This is a genomic window from Streptomyces sp. NPDC087300, assembly GCF_044744425.1.
In the GTDB taxonomy this organism is placed as follows: domain Bacteria; phylum Actinomycetota; class Actinomycetes; order Streptomycetales; family Streptomycetaceae; genus Streptomyces.
On record NZ_JBIUYI010000006.1, the window covers coordinates 304,180 to 319,056 of the forward strand.

Here is a 14,877-nt window from a genome sequence, read left to right on the forward strand (position 1 = left end):
ATGAACCCGCAGGGGTACGAAGAAGGCCTCGGTCTCGCGGTGACGGCACAGCGCCGCGCGGCGCTGGCCATGGAGCGTGCGCGCCGGGCCGAGGAGGTCGCCGAGCGGCACGAACTCCTCGCCCTGGCATCGGATCCCGGTGTCGTGGGGGACGAGCCCGGCGCCGGGAGCGGCCTGCACGCGAAGATCGCTGAGAGATACCGCAGAACGGCCACGTGCCACCGCTCGTCGGCCGAGCTCCAGGAGGTGTACGCGCGCCGCGCGGAGCGCTGGGCCGCGGGGCACGGGCTCCAGCCCCGGTTCATGACCGGGGTCGCCGAGGCGTGCGGCATGGAGAGCGCGGCGCTCGCCCTGGTCGACGCGGGCCAGAACCAGCTGGCGGTGGCCGTGTCCGACGAACCGGCACGTGCCGCACAGGACTTGGAGTTCGTGCTCGGCGAGGGGCCTTGCAGGGACGCGGCGGCGGCCCTGCGCCCCGTGCACGCGTCGGGCACCGCGATCCAGACGCGCTGGCCCGGCTACGGACCCGCGCTGCGCTCCTTGGGAATCGTGACGGTGTCCGCCGTTCCCCTGCACGCGCAGGACAGTTGCGTCGGCTCGCTCGCCGTCTTCGACCCGCGCCCCCGGCACACGGATACCGCCGCCCTGACCGACATCGCCGACGCGCTCACCCGCATCGTGGCGCTCGGCCCCGACGCCGACCCCGAGCTCTACGGCGACACGGACCACCGGGACACCGTGCAGCAGGCCGTGGGCATGGTCTCCGCCCGTACGGGGTGTTCCGTCGCGGACGCGCTCGCCCTCATCAAAGCGCGCGCGTTCACCACGGAGGTCCCCACCGAAGCGGTCGCGCGGCTGGTCCTGCGCGGAGACCTTGACTTCGGCTGAAACAGCAGCCCACCAGAACCGAAGAGGGAGCATCGGCATGATGCCGGAACAGCAACTGGCCGACGTCTTCTTGGCGCTGGCCCGCGGTGCGACGCGGGATCCGACGGAGGTGACGGGGACGCTGTCCGTCCTGGCGAGCCGCAGCCCGTCCCTCCTGGGGGTCGACGCCGCGGCCGTGACGTGCGCCCCCGACGACCGCGAGAAGGCGAACATGGCCGGCTCGCGGCCCGAGGTGTGCCTTCTGGAACACGAGGCGGTCGAGCGGTGCGAGGGGCCCGCCCACGACTGCCGCCACGAGGTGAACCCACCGGCCTCGACGCCCTCCCTCACCACAGCCGAAGCCGCCGTCCGCTGGCCGTTCTACACCCCCCGGGCCGTGGCACTGGGCTTCACCCAGGTCGCCGCACTCCCCTTACGGGGACTCACCAAGCCGATCGGCGCGCTCGTCCTGCTCTCGTCGGGCCCGGCGGACGCCTTCTCCCCCGGCATGCTCACGCTGGGCCAGTCCATGGCGGACTTCACCGCCCTCACCCTGGAACGCGCGCTGGAGGCCGACCAGAGCCGCACGCTCGCCGCCCAGCTGGAACGCGCACTGACCAGCCGAATCCTCATCGAGCAGGCCAAGGGGGTGCTGTCGTCGGGCAGTGAGCTCTCCATGGACGACGCCTTCCACATCATGCGCGCCTACGCGCGTTCACATCGGCGTTCACTGAACGAGGTGGCGCGGGAGGTGATCGCGGGGCGGCCCGATCCGGAGCTGACGGAGCTGCTCGACGGGTAGCCGGACCGCGCCCCGCGTCTCAGGTGCCCGCCTCCACCACCGCCCCGATCCGCGCGAGACCCGCCGCCCCCTCCGTCCCCGCCTCCGCGCCGAAGACGTGGACCACCAGGCCCGTTTCGCCGGGGGCCGCCGGGACGTGGAGGGTTTCGAAGTCGAGGGTGAGGGGGCCCGATGCCGCGTGCCACAGGCGTTTGCGGCCCGCGGCGCACATGACCACCTCGCCGCTGTCCCAGATCGCGCGGAACTCGGCGCTGAGCGCGGTGAGTTCGGCGATGAGGTCCAGGAGCGGGGTGTCGGTGGGGTAGCGGCCCGCGGCGACGCGGAGCTGGCCGACCGCTTCGGCCGCGCGGTCCCGCCAGTCGGGGTGGACGTTCCTGGCCGCGGGGTCGAGGAAGAGGAAGCGGGCGTTGTTCCGGTCGCGGCGGGCCGGGTCCGCGAGGCCGCCGAGGAGTTCCGAGCCGAGGGCGTTCCAGGCGACCACGTCGAGGCGGTGGTCGGTGGCGAAGGCGGGGAGGCCGTCGGCGACGCCGTCCAGGATCCGCCGCAGCAGGGGGCTGACGCGGGCCGTCGGAACGGGTCCGCGTTCGGTGGCGGTCAGGGTGGCCAGGTGGTGGCGTTCGGCCGTGTCGAGGCCGAGGGCGCGGGCCAGGGCGTCGAGCACCTCGGGGGACGGCTGGGTGGCGCGGCCCTGTTCCAGGCGTACGTAGTAGTCGACACTGATCCCGGCGAGCTGGGCGAGTTCCTCGCGGCGCAGGCCGCGCACCCTGCGGCGGGGGCCGCCGGGCAGCCCCACGCTCTCCGGTGCGACGCGGCCGCGCCTGGCGCGCAGGAAGTCGCCGATGTCGTTGGTACGCCGTGTGTGTTCCGCCCCGTCCATGTGGCCAGTATGGGTGGGACCGCCGTTACCAGGAACGGGGTTCCTCCGTCGGGCAGGGGACTGGCTGCCCGTCCGCGCCCGGGAGAACGTGGCGCCATGAAGATCCTCGTCGTCAGCGCCCACCCCGAGTCCCGCTCGCTCAACGCCTCCCTCACCCGCTTCGCCGTCGGTCATCTGCGCGCGGCGGGCCACGAGGTGCGCGAGTCCGACCTCTACGCGATGAAGTGGAAGGCGACGGTCGACGCCGGTGACTTCCCGGCCGACGAGGGCAGGCTGCACGTGATGAGCGCGTCCGAGCGGGCCACCCTCGCCGACGGGCTCACCGCCGACGTCGCCGCCGAGCAGGAGAAGGTGCTCTGGTCGGACGCGGTGATCCTGCAGTTCCCGATGTGGTGGTTCGGGCCGCCCGCGATCCTGAAGGGCTGGATCGACCGGGTGTTCACGGCCGGGTTCGGCTACGGCCCGACGCTGCCCCCGCCCTACAGCGCGCAGCAGTTCGCCGGGCGGCGCGCGCTGGTGTCGGTGACGGCGGGGGCGCGGGCGACGTCGTTCTCCGACCGGGGCATCCACGGGGAGCTTGCGGACGTGCTCTATCCGTTGCAGCACGGGCTTTTCTGGTTCACCGGGATGGCGCCGCTCGAACCCTTCGCGGTGTACGGGGCGAACGAGCTGCCCGACGAGCGCTTCGAGGAGGCGCGACAGGCGTACGCGGCCCGGCTCGACGCCCTGTTCACGGACGAGCCCGTGCCGTTCCGCACGCTCGTCGGCGGCGACTACGACCACGACATGCGGCTCCTGCCGGGCGTGGAGGAGCAGGGCACGAGCGGCCTCGGGCTGCACGTGCGGTCCTGACCCGGCGGGCCCGGCCGTCAGCGGTGGTGCAGATGCCACATGGCGAGTTCCGGGTCGTGCGCGCGCAGCCGGGCCACGGCCTGGGGCAGGGTGCGGCGCTCGGTGAGTTCGTAGAAGAGGAAGAGCGGGGCGAAGAGGCTCGCGTAGCCGAAGGGGCCGCCGCGCGGGGCGACGCAGGCGCTCGCGCCCGCGTCGAGGAACGCGTCGAGAAGAGCGGTGTCCCCGGTGTCGCAGCCGGTAAGGACGCTGCGTCGCCAGCCAGTTGGCCTCGTCGTCCGACAGAGATGCCATTCGCCCACGATGGCACGGTTCGGGCGGGGCGGGGGTGGGGTGGCGCGGGGCGGTGGTGGTGGGTCCGGGTGGTGCCGGTCGGGGGTCGCGCCAGCCGGCGGTCGCGGGGCCGATCAGCCGCCACCGCGGCCCCGGGGCCCGTCCCCATCAGTCGCCACCGCGGCCCCCGCGGCCCCGCGGCCCGCCCCGATCAGCCCTCCCCGGACGGCCCGGCGCCCCACCCACTGCTCCGGCGCTTCCTCTTGTGAGCCGCCGCGATCAGATCCGCGATCGCGAGCGTCACCCTCGCGGCTCCCCCGACCCAGCGCGGTCCGCCCCGCGCGGACCAGACCACCGATCCCACGCCGGCCGCCGCGACCAGCACCACCACGCCGAGCAGCACGATCATCATCGGCCTCCCCCTTCTCCGTATCCCTGTGAGAGAGGCGATTTTCTCAGGACCGGTTCCGAGCCGGGAAACCGTGGGCGCGGGCCGCGAGGACCACGAGCAGGACCGGGATCAGGAGGAGCAGGATCGTCCAGGGGAAGGACGAGGAGCCGACCAGGCCGAGGAGTACGCCGCCGAAGACGCCGCCACCCGCCATGGCCACGTTCCACAGGGTGACCAGCATGGCCTGGGCCGCGTCCGCCGCGCCGCCCTTGTCCCCGGCGTCGCCCGCCGCGGTCTGGAGCAGGGTGGGGGCGCCGCCCCAGCCGAGGCCCCACAGGATCACGGCGGCGTAGACGAGGACGGGGCTCGACGAGAACACGGCGAGCAGGGCCGCAGCGACGCCGACCAGGAGCACGGCGCCGACGGTGAGGGCGCGCAGTTCGCGGTGGATCAGGGCGCCGACGATCCAGATGCTGGCCAGCGATGCCGCGCCGAAGACGAGCAGGACGAGGTCGGTGGAGTCGGCCATGCCGAGGCCGTCGAGGAACGTCGCGATGTACGTGTAGAGCACGGTGTGGGCGAGGACGAAGACGAGGGTGACGAAGAGGACGGGGCTCACGCCGGGTACGCGCAGGGTGCTCAGCATCGGGGTCTTCTCGCCGCGCGGCTGGCCCGGGTGGTCGGGGACGAGTGCGGCGATCCAGGCGAGGAGGCCGACGGTGAGGCCCGTCATGACGAGGAACGCGACCTGCCAGCTGAGCACCTTGCCGAGGAACGTGCCCGCCGGGACGCCGAGCGAGAGCGCGACGGGGATGCCCGCCATGGCGATGGCGATCGCCTTGCCCTGGAGGTGGGCGGGGGACATGCGGCGGGCGTAGCCGGCGAGCAGCGCCCAGGCGAGACCGGCGGCGACACCGGCGACGAAGCGGGCGGCCATGGTGAGGGTGTAGTCCCCCGAGACGGCGGTGACGGTGTTGGCCGCCGCGAAGCCCGCCATCGCGGTCAGGAGCAGCCGCTTGCGCCGCCAGGCCGAGGTGGCGGCGGTCAGCGGTATGGCGGTGAGCGCGGTGCCGATGGCGTAGACGGTGACGGTCTGGCCGGTCGCGGACTCGCTGACGCCGAGGTCGGCGCTCATCGCGGGGAGCAGGCCCGCGGGGAGGGTCTCGGTCAGGCTGGTGATGAAGACGGCGGTGGACAGGGCGAGGAGGGCGAGCAGGGGGAGCTTCTGGGGCGGGGCAGCGGGGGTGCTGGTGGTCGTGGGGCGGGTCTCGGTACGCATGGGGCTCAGATCCTTTCCGTACGAGTACGGGTACGGGCGCCGGGGCGCCGGATACGGGTACGGGCGCCGGGGCGCCGGAGGGGGCTCAGGTGTGGAGGTAGGAGGTCTCCGCGGCCAGGCGGAGCGCGGTACGGGCCGTGTCGTCCGCCGAGCCGCGACAACGGACCAGCGGGGCGAGGGAGTTGACCGCCCGGTCGGTGGCGGACGAGGTGGTGAGGACCACCGAGCCGCCCGCGCGCAGGAGGCGGAGCAGGCCGGGCGGCGCGGCCGGGGGCAGACCGTTCTCCGCGTGTACGAAGAGGTGGTCGATGCCGCCGCCGAGCCGGTCGGCGACGGCGGGGCCGAGCGCGTCGACCGCGGCGGGGTCGGCGGTCTCGCAGCCGATGACGTGGGCGGCGGGGCCGACCTCGGCGGCGGCCTGCGCGAGGTCGGCCGCGGGCCCGCCGGTCACCAGGACCTCGGCGCCGCCCTCGACGAGCCGCTTGGCGATGGCGAGGCCGAGTCCGTCCGCGCCGCCGACGACGACGGCCTTCCTGCCTGCGTACTTGGGCATGTTCGGGTCCTTGGTCGCTGGGGTGTGGCCCGGTTCCTGCTGACGGGGACGACTCTGCGCGCGGGCGCTTCGGGAGTGCTGACGGTCCGCTGACGGTCGCTGTGTACGGTGATCGGCATGCGGTTCGGGGTGCTGGGTCCACTGGCGGTGTGGGACGGCGAGGGGGAGCCGGTGAGGGTGCCCGAGGCGAAGGTCAGGGCGCTGCTCGCCGATCTTCTGGTGCACGAGGGGCGGCCGGTCTCCGCCGACCGGCTCATCGACGACCTCTGGGGCGACGAGCCGCCCGGCAACCCGGCCAACGCGCTCCAGTCCAAGGTGTCCCAGCTGCGCAGGGCGATCGGCAGGGACCGGGTGGTGCGGCAGGCGCCCGGCTACCGGCTGCGGGTCGACCCCGGGGCGGTGGACGCGTTCGGCTTCCGCGCGCTGGTGGCGCGGGCGCGCGACGAGAGGGACCCGCGGCGCCGCTCGGAACTGCTCACGGAGGCGCTGGACTTGTGGCGGGGGCCCGCGTACGCGGACCTGGCCGACGAGGAGTTCGTGCGGGCGGCGGCGGACCGCCTGGCGGAACAGCGCCTGGCCGTCCTGGAGGAACAGGCGGAGGCCCGCCTGGACGCGGGCGACCACACGCTGCTGACCGGCGAACTCACGGACCTGGTGGCCCGCCACCCCCTACGCGAACGCCTGCGCGCGGTCCAGCTCCGAGCCCTGTACCTGGCAGGCCGTCAAACCGAGGCGCTGGCGTCCTACGCCGCCCTGCGAAAGCAACTCTCCGACGAGTTGGGCCTGGACCCGGGCCCGGAACTGACGTCCCTCCACGAGTCGATCCTGCGCCAGGATCCGGAACTGGATGCTTCGGCGGCACGGCCCACACCGTCCGCAGCCGCCGGCGTGGCTGACCCCACCGGGGAGCCGACCGCGCCCCCCGCAGCCCCCCACACCAACCTCCCCACCCCCCTGACCCCCCTCATAGGCCGCGACCGCCCCACCACCGAAGTCGCCCAACTCCTCGACACCGCCCGCCTCGTGACCTTGACCGGGCCCGGCGGCGTCGGGAAGACCCGGCTGGCGTTGGAGGCGGCCGGGCGCGTGGGCCGGGGCGGGGTGTGGCTCGTGGAGTTGGCCGGGGTGGCTGGGGGGAGTGGGGTCGATGCCGTGGCGCAGGTCGTCGCGGGGGTGCTCGGGCTGCGGGACGACGTACCCGGGGGCGCCGTCGGGACCGTGCCACGCCTCGCCGACGCCCTGCGCGAGCGCCACGCGCTGCTCGTCCTCGACAACTGCGAGCAGATCGTCGAGGAGGCCGCCGCACTCGCCGGCGCACTGCTCCGCGCCGCCCCCGGCCTCCGCATCCTCGCCACCAGCCAGGAACCCCTGGGCCTCACGGGCGAGTCCGTGTTCCTCGTCGAGCCCCTGCCGCCCGCCGACGCCGTCAGCCTCTTCGCCGCCCGCGCCGCCGCCTCCGCCCCCGGCTTCACGCTCACCGACCCGGCCGACGCCGCCGCCGTCGCGGAGATCTGCCGCCGCCTGGACGGCATCCCGCTCGCCCTGGAACTCGCCGCCACCCGCGTACGCGCCCTCGGTGTACGGGAGTTGGCCGAGCGCCTCGGCGACCGCTTCCGGCTGCTCAGCTCCGGGCAGCGCGGCGCACCGGCCCGTCAGCAGACGCTGCGCGCGATGATCGACTGGAGCTGGGAGCTGCTCAGCGCACCGGAGCGGATCGTCCTGCGGCGCCTGGCCGTGCACCACGACGGCTGCACGCTCGACGCCGCGGAGGCCGTCTGCGCCGGGGACGGGGTCGATCGAGCGGACGTCCTCGACCTGGTGACCCGCCTCGTGGACCGTTCGCTGGTCGTGGCCGCCCCCGGCCCCGCGGGCACCGCGCCGCGCTACCGGCTGCTCGAATCCGTCGCCGCGTACGCCCGTGACCGGCTGCGGGAGATGGAGGACCTCGGCGGCGCCCGGGAGCGGCACCTCCGGTACTACCTGGACCTCGCCGAGCGCGCCGAACCCCTGCTGCGCGGCGGGGAGCAGTCGGTCTGGCTGCGGCGGCTCGACGCGGAGAGCGCGAACCTCCGCGCGGCGCTGGCCGCGGGACGGCAGGACGGGGCAGGGGTACGGCTCGGGGTCGCGCTGGTGTGGTGGTGGCTCCTGCGGGGGCGCCTCTCGGAGGGCCTCCGAGAGCTGTCCGCGGTGGTCGAGGCGAACCCGGAGCGGGATCAACTGAGCCTCGTACAGGGCGCGTTCGCGTTGATCACCGGAGAGCGGGCGAAGTACGGGACCGGCGTGGACGAGCCCGCCGAGTCCGCGCGCGCCCGCACCCTCTGGCTCTTCGCGTACGGGCTCTTCAGCGCCGGGGAGTCCCGGGCCAGCGAGCGCGTCAACGCCCGCGCGCTCGACCTCGCCGAGGCCGCCCGCGACCGCTGGAGCACCGCCGCCGCGCTCTCCCTGCGCGCCATGCACGCCCTGATCAGGGGCGATCTGGACACCCTGGGGCGCGACGGACTGCGCGGCGCCGGGATCTTCCGTGACCTGGGCGACCGGTGGGGCGAGTTGCAGACCGTCGCGCCGCTCGCCGCGCTCGCCGAGATCAAGGGCGAGTACGCCGAGGCCGTGCGGCGTCAGGACGAGGGGCTGCGCATCGCCCGTGAGCTGGGGCTCGCCGCCGAGGTGTCGGCGCGGCTCTCCGGACTCGGGCGGCTCGCCCTGCTCACCGGGGAGTGGGACAGGGCGCGTGAACTGCACGAGCGGGCCCGGGTGTTGGCCGTCGAGCAGGGCTACCGGTACGGGGAGATCCACGCGGAGATGGGGCTCGCCCTCGGGGCCCGCCGCTCCGGGGACCTCGCGGCCGCCGAGTCGTATCTGCTGCGCATCCGCGACCGGCACGCCGACGTTTCCTCACCCGCCGGTGACCATCTGCTCCACGCCGAACTGGGCTTCGTCGCCGAACTGCGGGCGGACCGCGCCACGGCCGAGACGCTGCACGGGACCGGCCTCGGCATCGCCCGCGCGCTCGCCGAACCGCGCGCCCTCGCGCTCTCCCTGGAGGGCCTCGCGGGCGCGGCGGCGCTCGCCGGGGACGCGGCGGGTGCGGGGCGCGCGGCGCGGCTGCTCGGCGCGGCCGACGCGGCCCGCAGGGGGGTGGGCGCGCCGCTGCCGCCCGCCGAACGCGGCGACGTCGACCGGATCGAGGCGGCGGCGAGGGCCGTGCTTGGAGATGCGGAGTTCGCGGCGGCGTTCGAGCGCGGCGCGCACGACACGGAGAGTGAAGCGTACGGATGAGGTTCTCGCATGCCCCCGGTTACGCTGGGGAGATCCCGTGACTCAGCCGGGACACGGGGCATGGGGATTTCATCTAGTGGGGGACCTGACATGGCACTTTTCGGGAACGCGCACACCGTCGATCCGATGAAGGCGCAGAGCGAGTACGCGCGGCTGCTGGGCCACGGCGAGCAGGTGCACGCGGCGTACACGCTGATACGCGACACGATGCTGTTCACCGACCGTCGCCTGATCATGATCGACAAGCAGGGCATCACCGGCAAGAAGGTCGAGTACCACTCGATCCCCTACCGCAGCATCACGCACTTCGCGGTGGAGACGGCCGGGCACTTCGACCTCGACGCCGAGCTGAAGATCTGGATCTCCAGCAACCCGACGCCGATGCAGAAGACGTTCACCAAGGGCGTCGACATCTACGAGGTCCAGGCGATCCTGACGCAGTTCGTCGCCCGCTAGGACCTGATCCGACAGGCCCCAGGGCGCCTCACCGGGTGGCTCCCGGCGTGCGGCCTCCGGCCCGCCGGTCTTCACTGGGAACCACGGACCAAGGACCACGGACCACGGACCACGTGAAGCGAGCGACGGAGGCGGCATGGCCGGGAACGGGTACAGGCACAGGACGCGCGGCCTCGCGGCCACCGCGCTCGTCGGCGTCCTCGCCGCGGGCGCGGCCGCCTGCTCCGACGGGGACAGCCCCTCGGACACGGCAGGCAGGGCCGCGTCCGCCGTCGCGTCGGCCACCGCCCGCGCGGGCGAGAAGATCGACGAGATCAAGGGCGGCATCGACGCCAGGGACGACGTACGGCTCGGCTCCCCGTCGACCGACGGCGACGGGCGCAGCACGGTGCAGGTGACCGCGGAGAACACCGCAGGTGCGTCGAAGAGCTTCGCCGTCCAGGTCTCCTTCAAGAATCCGGACGGCAAGCTCCTGGACACGGTCGTGGTCACGGTCCGCGACGTTCCCGACGGCGGGTCCAAGGACGCCACCGCCCGCAGCACGCACAAGCTCGACGGCGCCGACAAGGGCGACGTGAAGGCGAACGTGACGACCGCGCTGCGCTACTGACCCCGGCGGACATCCCGGCGGACATCCCGGCGGACAGGGCCCACACGGCCACACCTGGGCAGCCGCACCTAAGCAGCCATCCCCGCACCTGCGTTACGACCAACGGCGCGGCCCCGTAGACCAAAGTCAGACGCTCCGCTCCCCCTGCCCCGGCCACGCTGGGACCCGTGCGGCGGCAGTGGGCCGCGGCCGGTCACGGGAGGCGCTGTGCGCTCTGTTCGACGTGAAGGAATCAGCAGGAGTCGTTTCCTGGCGGGAGCGGGCGCCGTCGGTGCCGTCGCGGTGACCGGCGGCCTGCTGGGCACCGGACGGGCCGGCGCCACCGGCCCCGCCGATGCCCCCGGCCGCAGGCCGGCCCCCGCCGGCACAGGGGAGCGGCGGGGGCTGGCCCAGCGCGGCGTCTGCTACGAGGTCGGCGACGGCGAGTCGCACGCCACGCGCTGGACGGCCGCGCGCATGCGCGGGGACCTGCGGGCCGTCCGCGAGGACCTGCACGCCAACGCCGTGTCCGTCTTCGGCGACGGCGTGGAGCGCCTCGCGGCCACCGCCGACGAGGCGGCCGAGCGCGGTCTGCGCGTCTGGCTCCAGCCGCGCCTGGGCGACGTGCCGGAGCGGGACATCCTCGACCACCTGGCGGAGACGGGGCGGCGGGCGGAGCGGCTGCGTCGGCAGGGCGCGGACGTCCACCTCAGCGTGGGCTGCGAGTTCGTGCTGTACGTGCCCGGCATCGTGCCCGGCGCGGACGCCATGGAGCGGGTGGAGAACCTCCTCAAGGGCAACTTCGACCCGGAGAAGATGGCCAGGAAGCTCCGCGCGTTCGTCGCCGAGGCGGCGAAGACCGGCCGTTCCGTCTTCCACGGGCCGCTCACCTACGGCGCCGCGCACGACGAGGACGTCGACTGGAAGCTCTTCGACATCGTCAGCGTCAACTACTACGGGTACCACCGGAACAGGGCGGGGTACGTCAAGGACCTTGCCCCGCACCTGCGTTGGGGCAAGCCGGTGGCGATCACCGAGTGCGGCTGCTGCACGTACGCGGGGGCGCCGCAGGACGGCGGGATGGGCTGGCACGAGTCCGTCGACTACACGAAGGACCCGCCCGAGCTCGCCCCCGGCATCAAGCGCAGCGAGCGCACGCAGGCCGCGTACCTCCTGGACGTCTTCGACGCGTTCGATTCGATGAACCTGTACGCGGCCCTGGTCTACGACTTCGTCAGCCCCGAGTCCCCGCACCGCGCCGACGAGCCCCGCTACGACCTCGACGCCTCCAGCTACAGCCTGGTCAAGACGGTCAGGGAGCGCCCCGACGACCCGGAGTCGCCCTGGCACTGGGAGCCGAAGGAGTCCTTCCACGCGCTTTCCCGGCGCTTCGAACGCGCGGCCCGCCGCTGACGCCGCCCGCCGGGGCGCCCGCACTTGGCACGCGGATGCCTTCCCTCGCCGTCCCGCATGTGCTTGCCTGAGGGCCATTTCGGCTGTCTGGGGCGGGAGTTGCCGCATGCGGAAGCTGTGGAGCACGGGCGCGGGCACGGGCGTAGGCACGGGCTCGCGGAAGGCGGGCACCCGGGCGGCGGCCGCGTGGGGCGCGGGCGCGCTCGCCGGTGCGCTGCTGCTCGGTGCGTGCGGCGATCCGGGGTCCGGGTCCGGGGACACGAACCCGGCCGACGTGCCGGAGGCCCCGGGCAGCCACGCCCGCCCCGAGCCGTCGCCGTCCGCGTCCTCCACCACCCGCAGGCGCGCCGCGCGGGACACCCGCGAGAAGCCCGCGCACGCCCCCGACGTGCTCTATCTCGGCGACTCGCTGGCCATGGAGAACCAGGACGTGCTGGGCGCGCAGCTCAGAGAGGGCCTCGGCGCCCGCTACCGCAGCGCGCCCTACTCCGGCACCACCCTCTGCGACTACCTCGACGGCACCGGCGAGGACTCCCTCGTCCCCGACAAGGACAAGGCCGCCGCGCTGGTGCGGGCCCGGCGGCCCGACTACGTGGTGCTCCAGTTCTGGGGCAACGCGTGGGGCTATACGCCGTGCATGGACGGCATCACGTACGACAAGGAGCCCGCGAAGTACTTCGACCGGTACGCGGCCGACGCGCGGCGCCTCGCCGCGCAGATCCGCGCCGCGGGCGGCGGCGGGACGCGCGTGGTGTGGGTGCTCCAGGGGCCCGATCCGATCACGCCGGACCGGGTGCGGCGCGTGAACGAGATCTACGCGGCGCAGGCGAAGTCCCCCGGCGGGCTGCTCGCCGACGCGGGCCGCGCGGTCGCCCCCGCCTCCGGCCGCTACAAGTGGACCGAGAAGCTGCCGTGCACGGCGTACGAGACGCGGAACCCGGCGTACTGCACCGAACCCGGCCAGGGCCGCACCGCCCTGCACCGGGGCGACGACTACCTGCACTTCTGTCTGGCGCCGACGACGCCCAAGTCCCGTCCCTGTCCGGTGCGTTCGCCCGGCATCAGGAGGATGGCGGCGGAGATCACCAGCGCGGTGACGAAGGCGTCCTAGGGCCTGCCCGGCCGCCCGGACCGGCGAGCCGCCACCGCGCACCCGGCACGAAAGTGACACGCCGAGTTGCCAGGGAGGCAAGCGCACGAGGGGTCGGATGGCAAGATGTTGCCTGCCTGCGGGCAAGCCGGTCACAGCCCGGCCGGGACGCCCGCGGGACGACGTCCGGCGCCACCGTCGCCCAGGGGTCGCCACCCTCACCCAGGAGTTCCGCCATGCCCGATCAGCCGGTCTTCGGCCGTCGGCTCAGGGAGCTGCGGACCGAACGCGGCCTCACGCTCGCCGCGCTGGCCGGTGAGGGCATGTCCGCGGGCTACCTCTCCCGCCTGGAGTCCGGCGCACGCCGTCCCACCGAGCGTGCGGTCGCGCATCTGGCCGCGCAACTCGGCATCAGCGCCGCCGAACTCACCCAGTCCACCGTGACGACCCTCGCGCGGGCCCTGACGCTCGCCACCGGCCTCGGCAGGGACGAGGCGGGCGCGGCGCTCAGCGAGGCGCTGAAGGCTTCCGGGGGCGAGGATCCGCTGCTGCGCTGGCAGGCGCTCCGGCAGGTCGCCGCGTGGCACGGGCGGCGCGCGGAGCACGCCGAGCAGCGCGCCCGCCTGGACGAGCTCGTCGCCCTCAGCACGACGATCGCCCTGCCCGAGCTGCGGGCCAGGGCCCTTGCGGAACTCTCCCGCTGCCTGCGGGACACCGGCGAGACCGCGCCCGCCGTCGACACCGCCGCACGGGCCCACCGGCTCGCCAGGAGCGAGCGGCTGCCCGCGCACGTCCGCGTCCAGGCGCTGCTCGCCCTGGTGTGGTCGCTGCTTGCGGCCGGGCGGGACGCCGACGCCGCCGGGTACGCCGGCGAACTCCTGACCACGGCCGAGGACGCCACGGGAGCGCCACGGGCGCAGGCGCTGTGGGCCGTGGCCACCACCCGGCTGCGCCGGGACGACCCCGGCGGCGCGGCGGAGCTGCTGGACCGGGCCGTCGGCGAGTTCGACGGCAGGGACGATCTGACGCTGTGGATGCGGCTGCGCCTCGACGCGGCGCGGGCCGGCCTCCTGACCGACCCGCCCCGGACGGAGACCGCACGCGAGCGCGCCGACGAGATCACGGCGGTCCTGCCGTTCGCGGGCTCACCCGCGATCGGACAGGGCCTGCTCGCCGTACGCGCCCGCCTCGCCGTCGCCACCGGCCGCATCGACGAGGCACGCACGGTCCTGGACCGACTGGTCGGCCACGACGACCTGTTGACGCCCCAGGACCGCATCGGCCTCGACGTACTGCGCCACCGCGTACTGCTCCACGACGGCGAGCGCGACACGGCCCTCACCGGCCTGCGGGACCTCGCCGAACAGGCCCAGCGCGGCGGCGACATGAGCCTGGCCGCGGAGATCTGGCGGCTCGTCGCCGAGTCCCTGGCCGCGTAGGCCCCCCTCAGCGGCCCTGCCCCTGCGCGACGACCTTGATGTTGAACGTGTGCGTGCCCAGACCGTTCGCGATGCCCATGAACAGCAGGGCGAAGTGCTCCTGACCGCGCGCGGTCACGATCCCCCCGATGTCCAGCTGCGCCGACTCCGGCCAGCCGAGGTCCGTGAGCAGCGCCCCGGCGACGCGCTTGGCCGCGGCGTCCTCGCCGGACAGGAACACGGTGCTCGGCCCCTCCAGCGCGTCCGGCGCGGTCATCGCCGTGGAGTCCATCGTGCAGAGCGTCTTGACGACGGGCGTACGGGGAAAGGCCTCCTGGATCAGCTCCGCCAGGCTGCTGTTGGGGTGCGAAAGCTCCGTGAAGTCGTCCGTGAGCCCCACCCCGACGTCGATCAGGACGGTGCCGTCGACGGCATCCGCCCCGATCGACCGCAGCAGCTCCACGGAGACGTTGCCGGGTGTGGCGTTCACCAGCACCTCGGCGTGCGCGGCGGTCTCGCGCAGCCCCGCCACGGGCAGCCCGACGTCCTTCCGTTCCTCGGGCCGACGCGACCCGAGCAGAACGTCGTGCCCCGCCTCCCGCCACCCCTGAGCCAGTGCCTTCGCTACGTTTCCGGTTCCGAGAAGTCCAATTCGCATGCGGTGACCGTAGGTTCTGGCGGGTCGCGGGCGGATCGGTCCCGGGACGGGCCCAGTCGGAACGGAGGGCGTAGTCCGGGGGACCC

General features: G+C 74.2%; 15 protein-coding genes. 9 read left to right on the top strand and 6 right to left on the bottom strand.

All coding sequences use genetic code 11. The annotated features are described in order from the left end of the window. Both ACIO9J_RS26360 and ACIO9J_RS26365 read left to right on the top strand, forming a co-directional pair. Positions 1-888, top strand: a complete 888-nt coding sequence (locus tag ACIO9J_RS26360; protein ID WP_402004386.1) for a GAF and ANTAR domain-containing protein — start codon at positions 1-3, stop codon at positions 886-888. 37 nt (positions 889-925) lie between these two features. Then, positions 926-1,669, top strand: coding sequence for an ANTAR domain-containing protein (locus ACIO9J_RS26365; protein ID WP_402004389.1), 744 nt, complete (start codon positions 926-928; stop codon positions 1,667-1,669). Positions 1,670-1,688: 19 nt separating this feature from the next. On the opposite strand, the gene ACIO9J_RS26370 is transcribed toward ACIO9J_RS26365, so the two are convergent. Then, entirely contained in the window at positions 1,689-2,546 is an 858-nt protein-coding gene (locus ACIO9J_RS26370; protein WP_402004392.1) for a helix-turn-helix domain-containing protein, read from the bottom strand. 96 nt (positions 2,547-2,642) lie between these two features. Between ACIO9J_RS26370 and ACIO9J_RS26375 the strand changes: the two genes are divergently transcribed. Then, the gene (locus ACIO9J_RS26375; RefSeq protein ID WP_402004395.1) at positions 2,643-3,398 is read left to right on the top strand and encodes an NAD(P)H-dependent oxidoreductase; all 756 of its coding nucleotides are present in this window, start codon (positions 2,643-2,645) and stop codon (positions 3,396-3,398) included. 17 nt (positions 3,399-3,415) lie between these two features. On the opposite strand, the gene ACIO9J_RS26380 is transcribed toward ACIO9J_RS26375, so the two are convergent. The 4 genes from ACIO9J_RS26380 to ACIO9J_RS26395 all read right to left on the bottom strand — a co-directional run bounded on the left by ACIO9J_RS26380 (position 3,416) and on the right by ACIO9J_RS26395 (position 5,891). Then, a complete protein-coding gene (locus ACIO9J_RS26380; RefSeq protein ID WP_402004398.1) occupies positions 3,416-3,697 on the bottom strand; it encodes a hypothetical protein in 282 nt (93 codons plus the stop codon). A 182-nt stretch (positions 3,698-3,879) separates the two neighbouring features. Continuing rightward, positions 3,880-4,080, bottom strand: coding sequence for a hypothetical protein (locus ACIO9J_RS26385; protein WP_402004401.1), 201 nt, complete (start codon positions 4,078-4,080; stop codon positions 3,880-3,882). A gap of 43 nt (positions 4,081-4,123) precedes the next feature. After that, on the bottom strand, positions 4,124-5,338 hold the full coding sequence (locus tag ACIO9J_RS26390; RefSeq protein WP_402004404.1) for an MFS transporter: 1,215 nt from the start codon (positions 5,336-5,338) through the stop codon (positions 4,124-4,126). A gap of 85 nt (positions 5,339-5,423) precedes the next feature. Continuing rightward, entirely contained in the window at positions 5,424-5,891 is a 468-nt protein-coding gene (locus ACIO9J_RS26395) for an SDR family NAD(P)-dependent oxidoreductase (RefSeq protein ID WP_402004407.1), read from the bottom strand. 117 nt (positions 5,892-6,008) lie between these two features. On the opposite strand from ACIO9J_RS26395, the gene ACIO9J_RS26400 reads away from it, so the two are divergent. The 6 genes from ACIO9J_RS26400 to ACIO9J_RS26425 all read left to right on the top strand — a co-directional run bounded on the left by ACIO9J_RS26400 (position 6,009) and on the right by ACIO9J_RS26425 (position 14,154). Beyond that, entirely contained in the window at positions 6,009-9,167 is a 3,159-nt protein-coding gene (locus ACIO9J_RS26400) for a BTAD domain-containing putative transcriptional regulator (RefSeq protein WP_402004410.1), read from the top strand. A 90-nt stretch (positions 9,168-9,257) separates the two neighbouring features. After that, a complete protein-coding gene (locus ACIO9J_RS26405; RefSeq protein ID WP_098243742.1) occupies positions 9,258-9,623 on the top strand; it encodes a PH domain-containing protein in 366 nt (121 codons plus the stop codon). A 136-nt stretch (positions 9,624-9,759) separates the two neighbouring features. Further along, positions 9,760-10,233 carry a hypothetical protein gene (locus tag ACIO9J_RS26410; RefSeq protein WP_402004413.1) on the top strand — a complete coding sequence of 158 codons (474 nt, stop codon included), beginning with the start codon at positions 9,760-9,762 and terminating at the stop codon, positions 10,231-10,233. Positions 10,234-10,440: 207 nt separating this feature from the next. Further along, on the top strand, positions 10,441-11,625 hold the full coding sequence (locus ACIO9J_RS26415) for an abortive phage infection protein (protein WP_402004416.1): 1,185 nt from the start codon (positions 10,441-10,443) through the stop codon (positions 11,623-11,625). A 106-nt stretch (positions 11,626-11,731) separates the two neighbouring features. Next, on the top strand, positions 11,732-12,736 hold the full coding sequence (locus ACIO9J_RS26420) for an SGNH/GDSL hydrolase family protein (protein WP_402004419.1): 1,005 nt from the start codon (positions 11,732-11,734) through the stop codon (positions 12,734-12,736). 215 nt (positions 12,737-12,951) lie between these two features. Continuing rightward, positions 12,952-14,154 (top strand): helix-turn-helix domain-containing protein, encoded by a 1,203-nt coding sequence (locus tag ACIO9J_RS26425; protein ID WP_402004422.1) that lies wholly within the window; start codon positions 12,952-12,954, stop codon positions 14,152-14,154. 7 nt (positions 14,155-14,161) lie between these two features. Here the strand turns inward: ACIO9J_RS26425 and ACIO9J_RS26430 are convergent, their stop codons facing one another. Beyond that, positions 14,162-14,791, bottom strand: coding sequence for an NADPH-dependent F420 reductase (locus ACIO9J_RS26430; protein ID WP_402004425.1), 630 nt, complete (start codon positions 14,789-14,791; stop codon positions 14,162-14,164). Between the last annotated feature and the right edge of the window lie 86 nt (positions 14,792-14,877).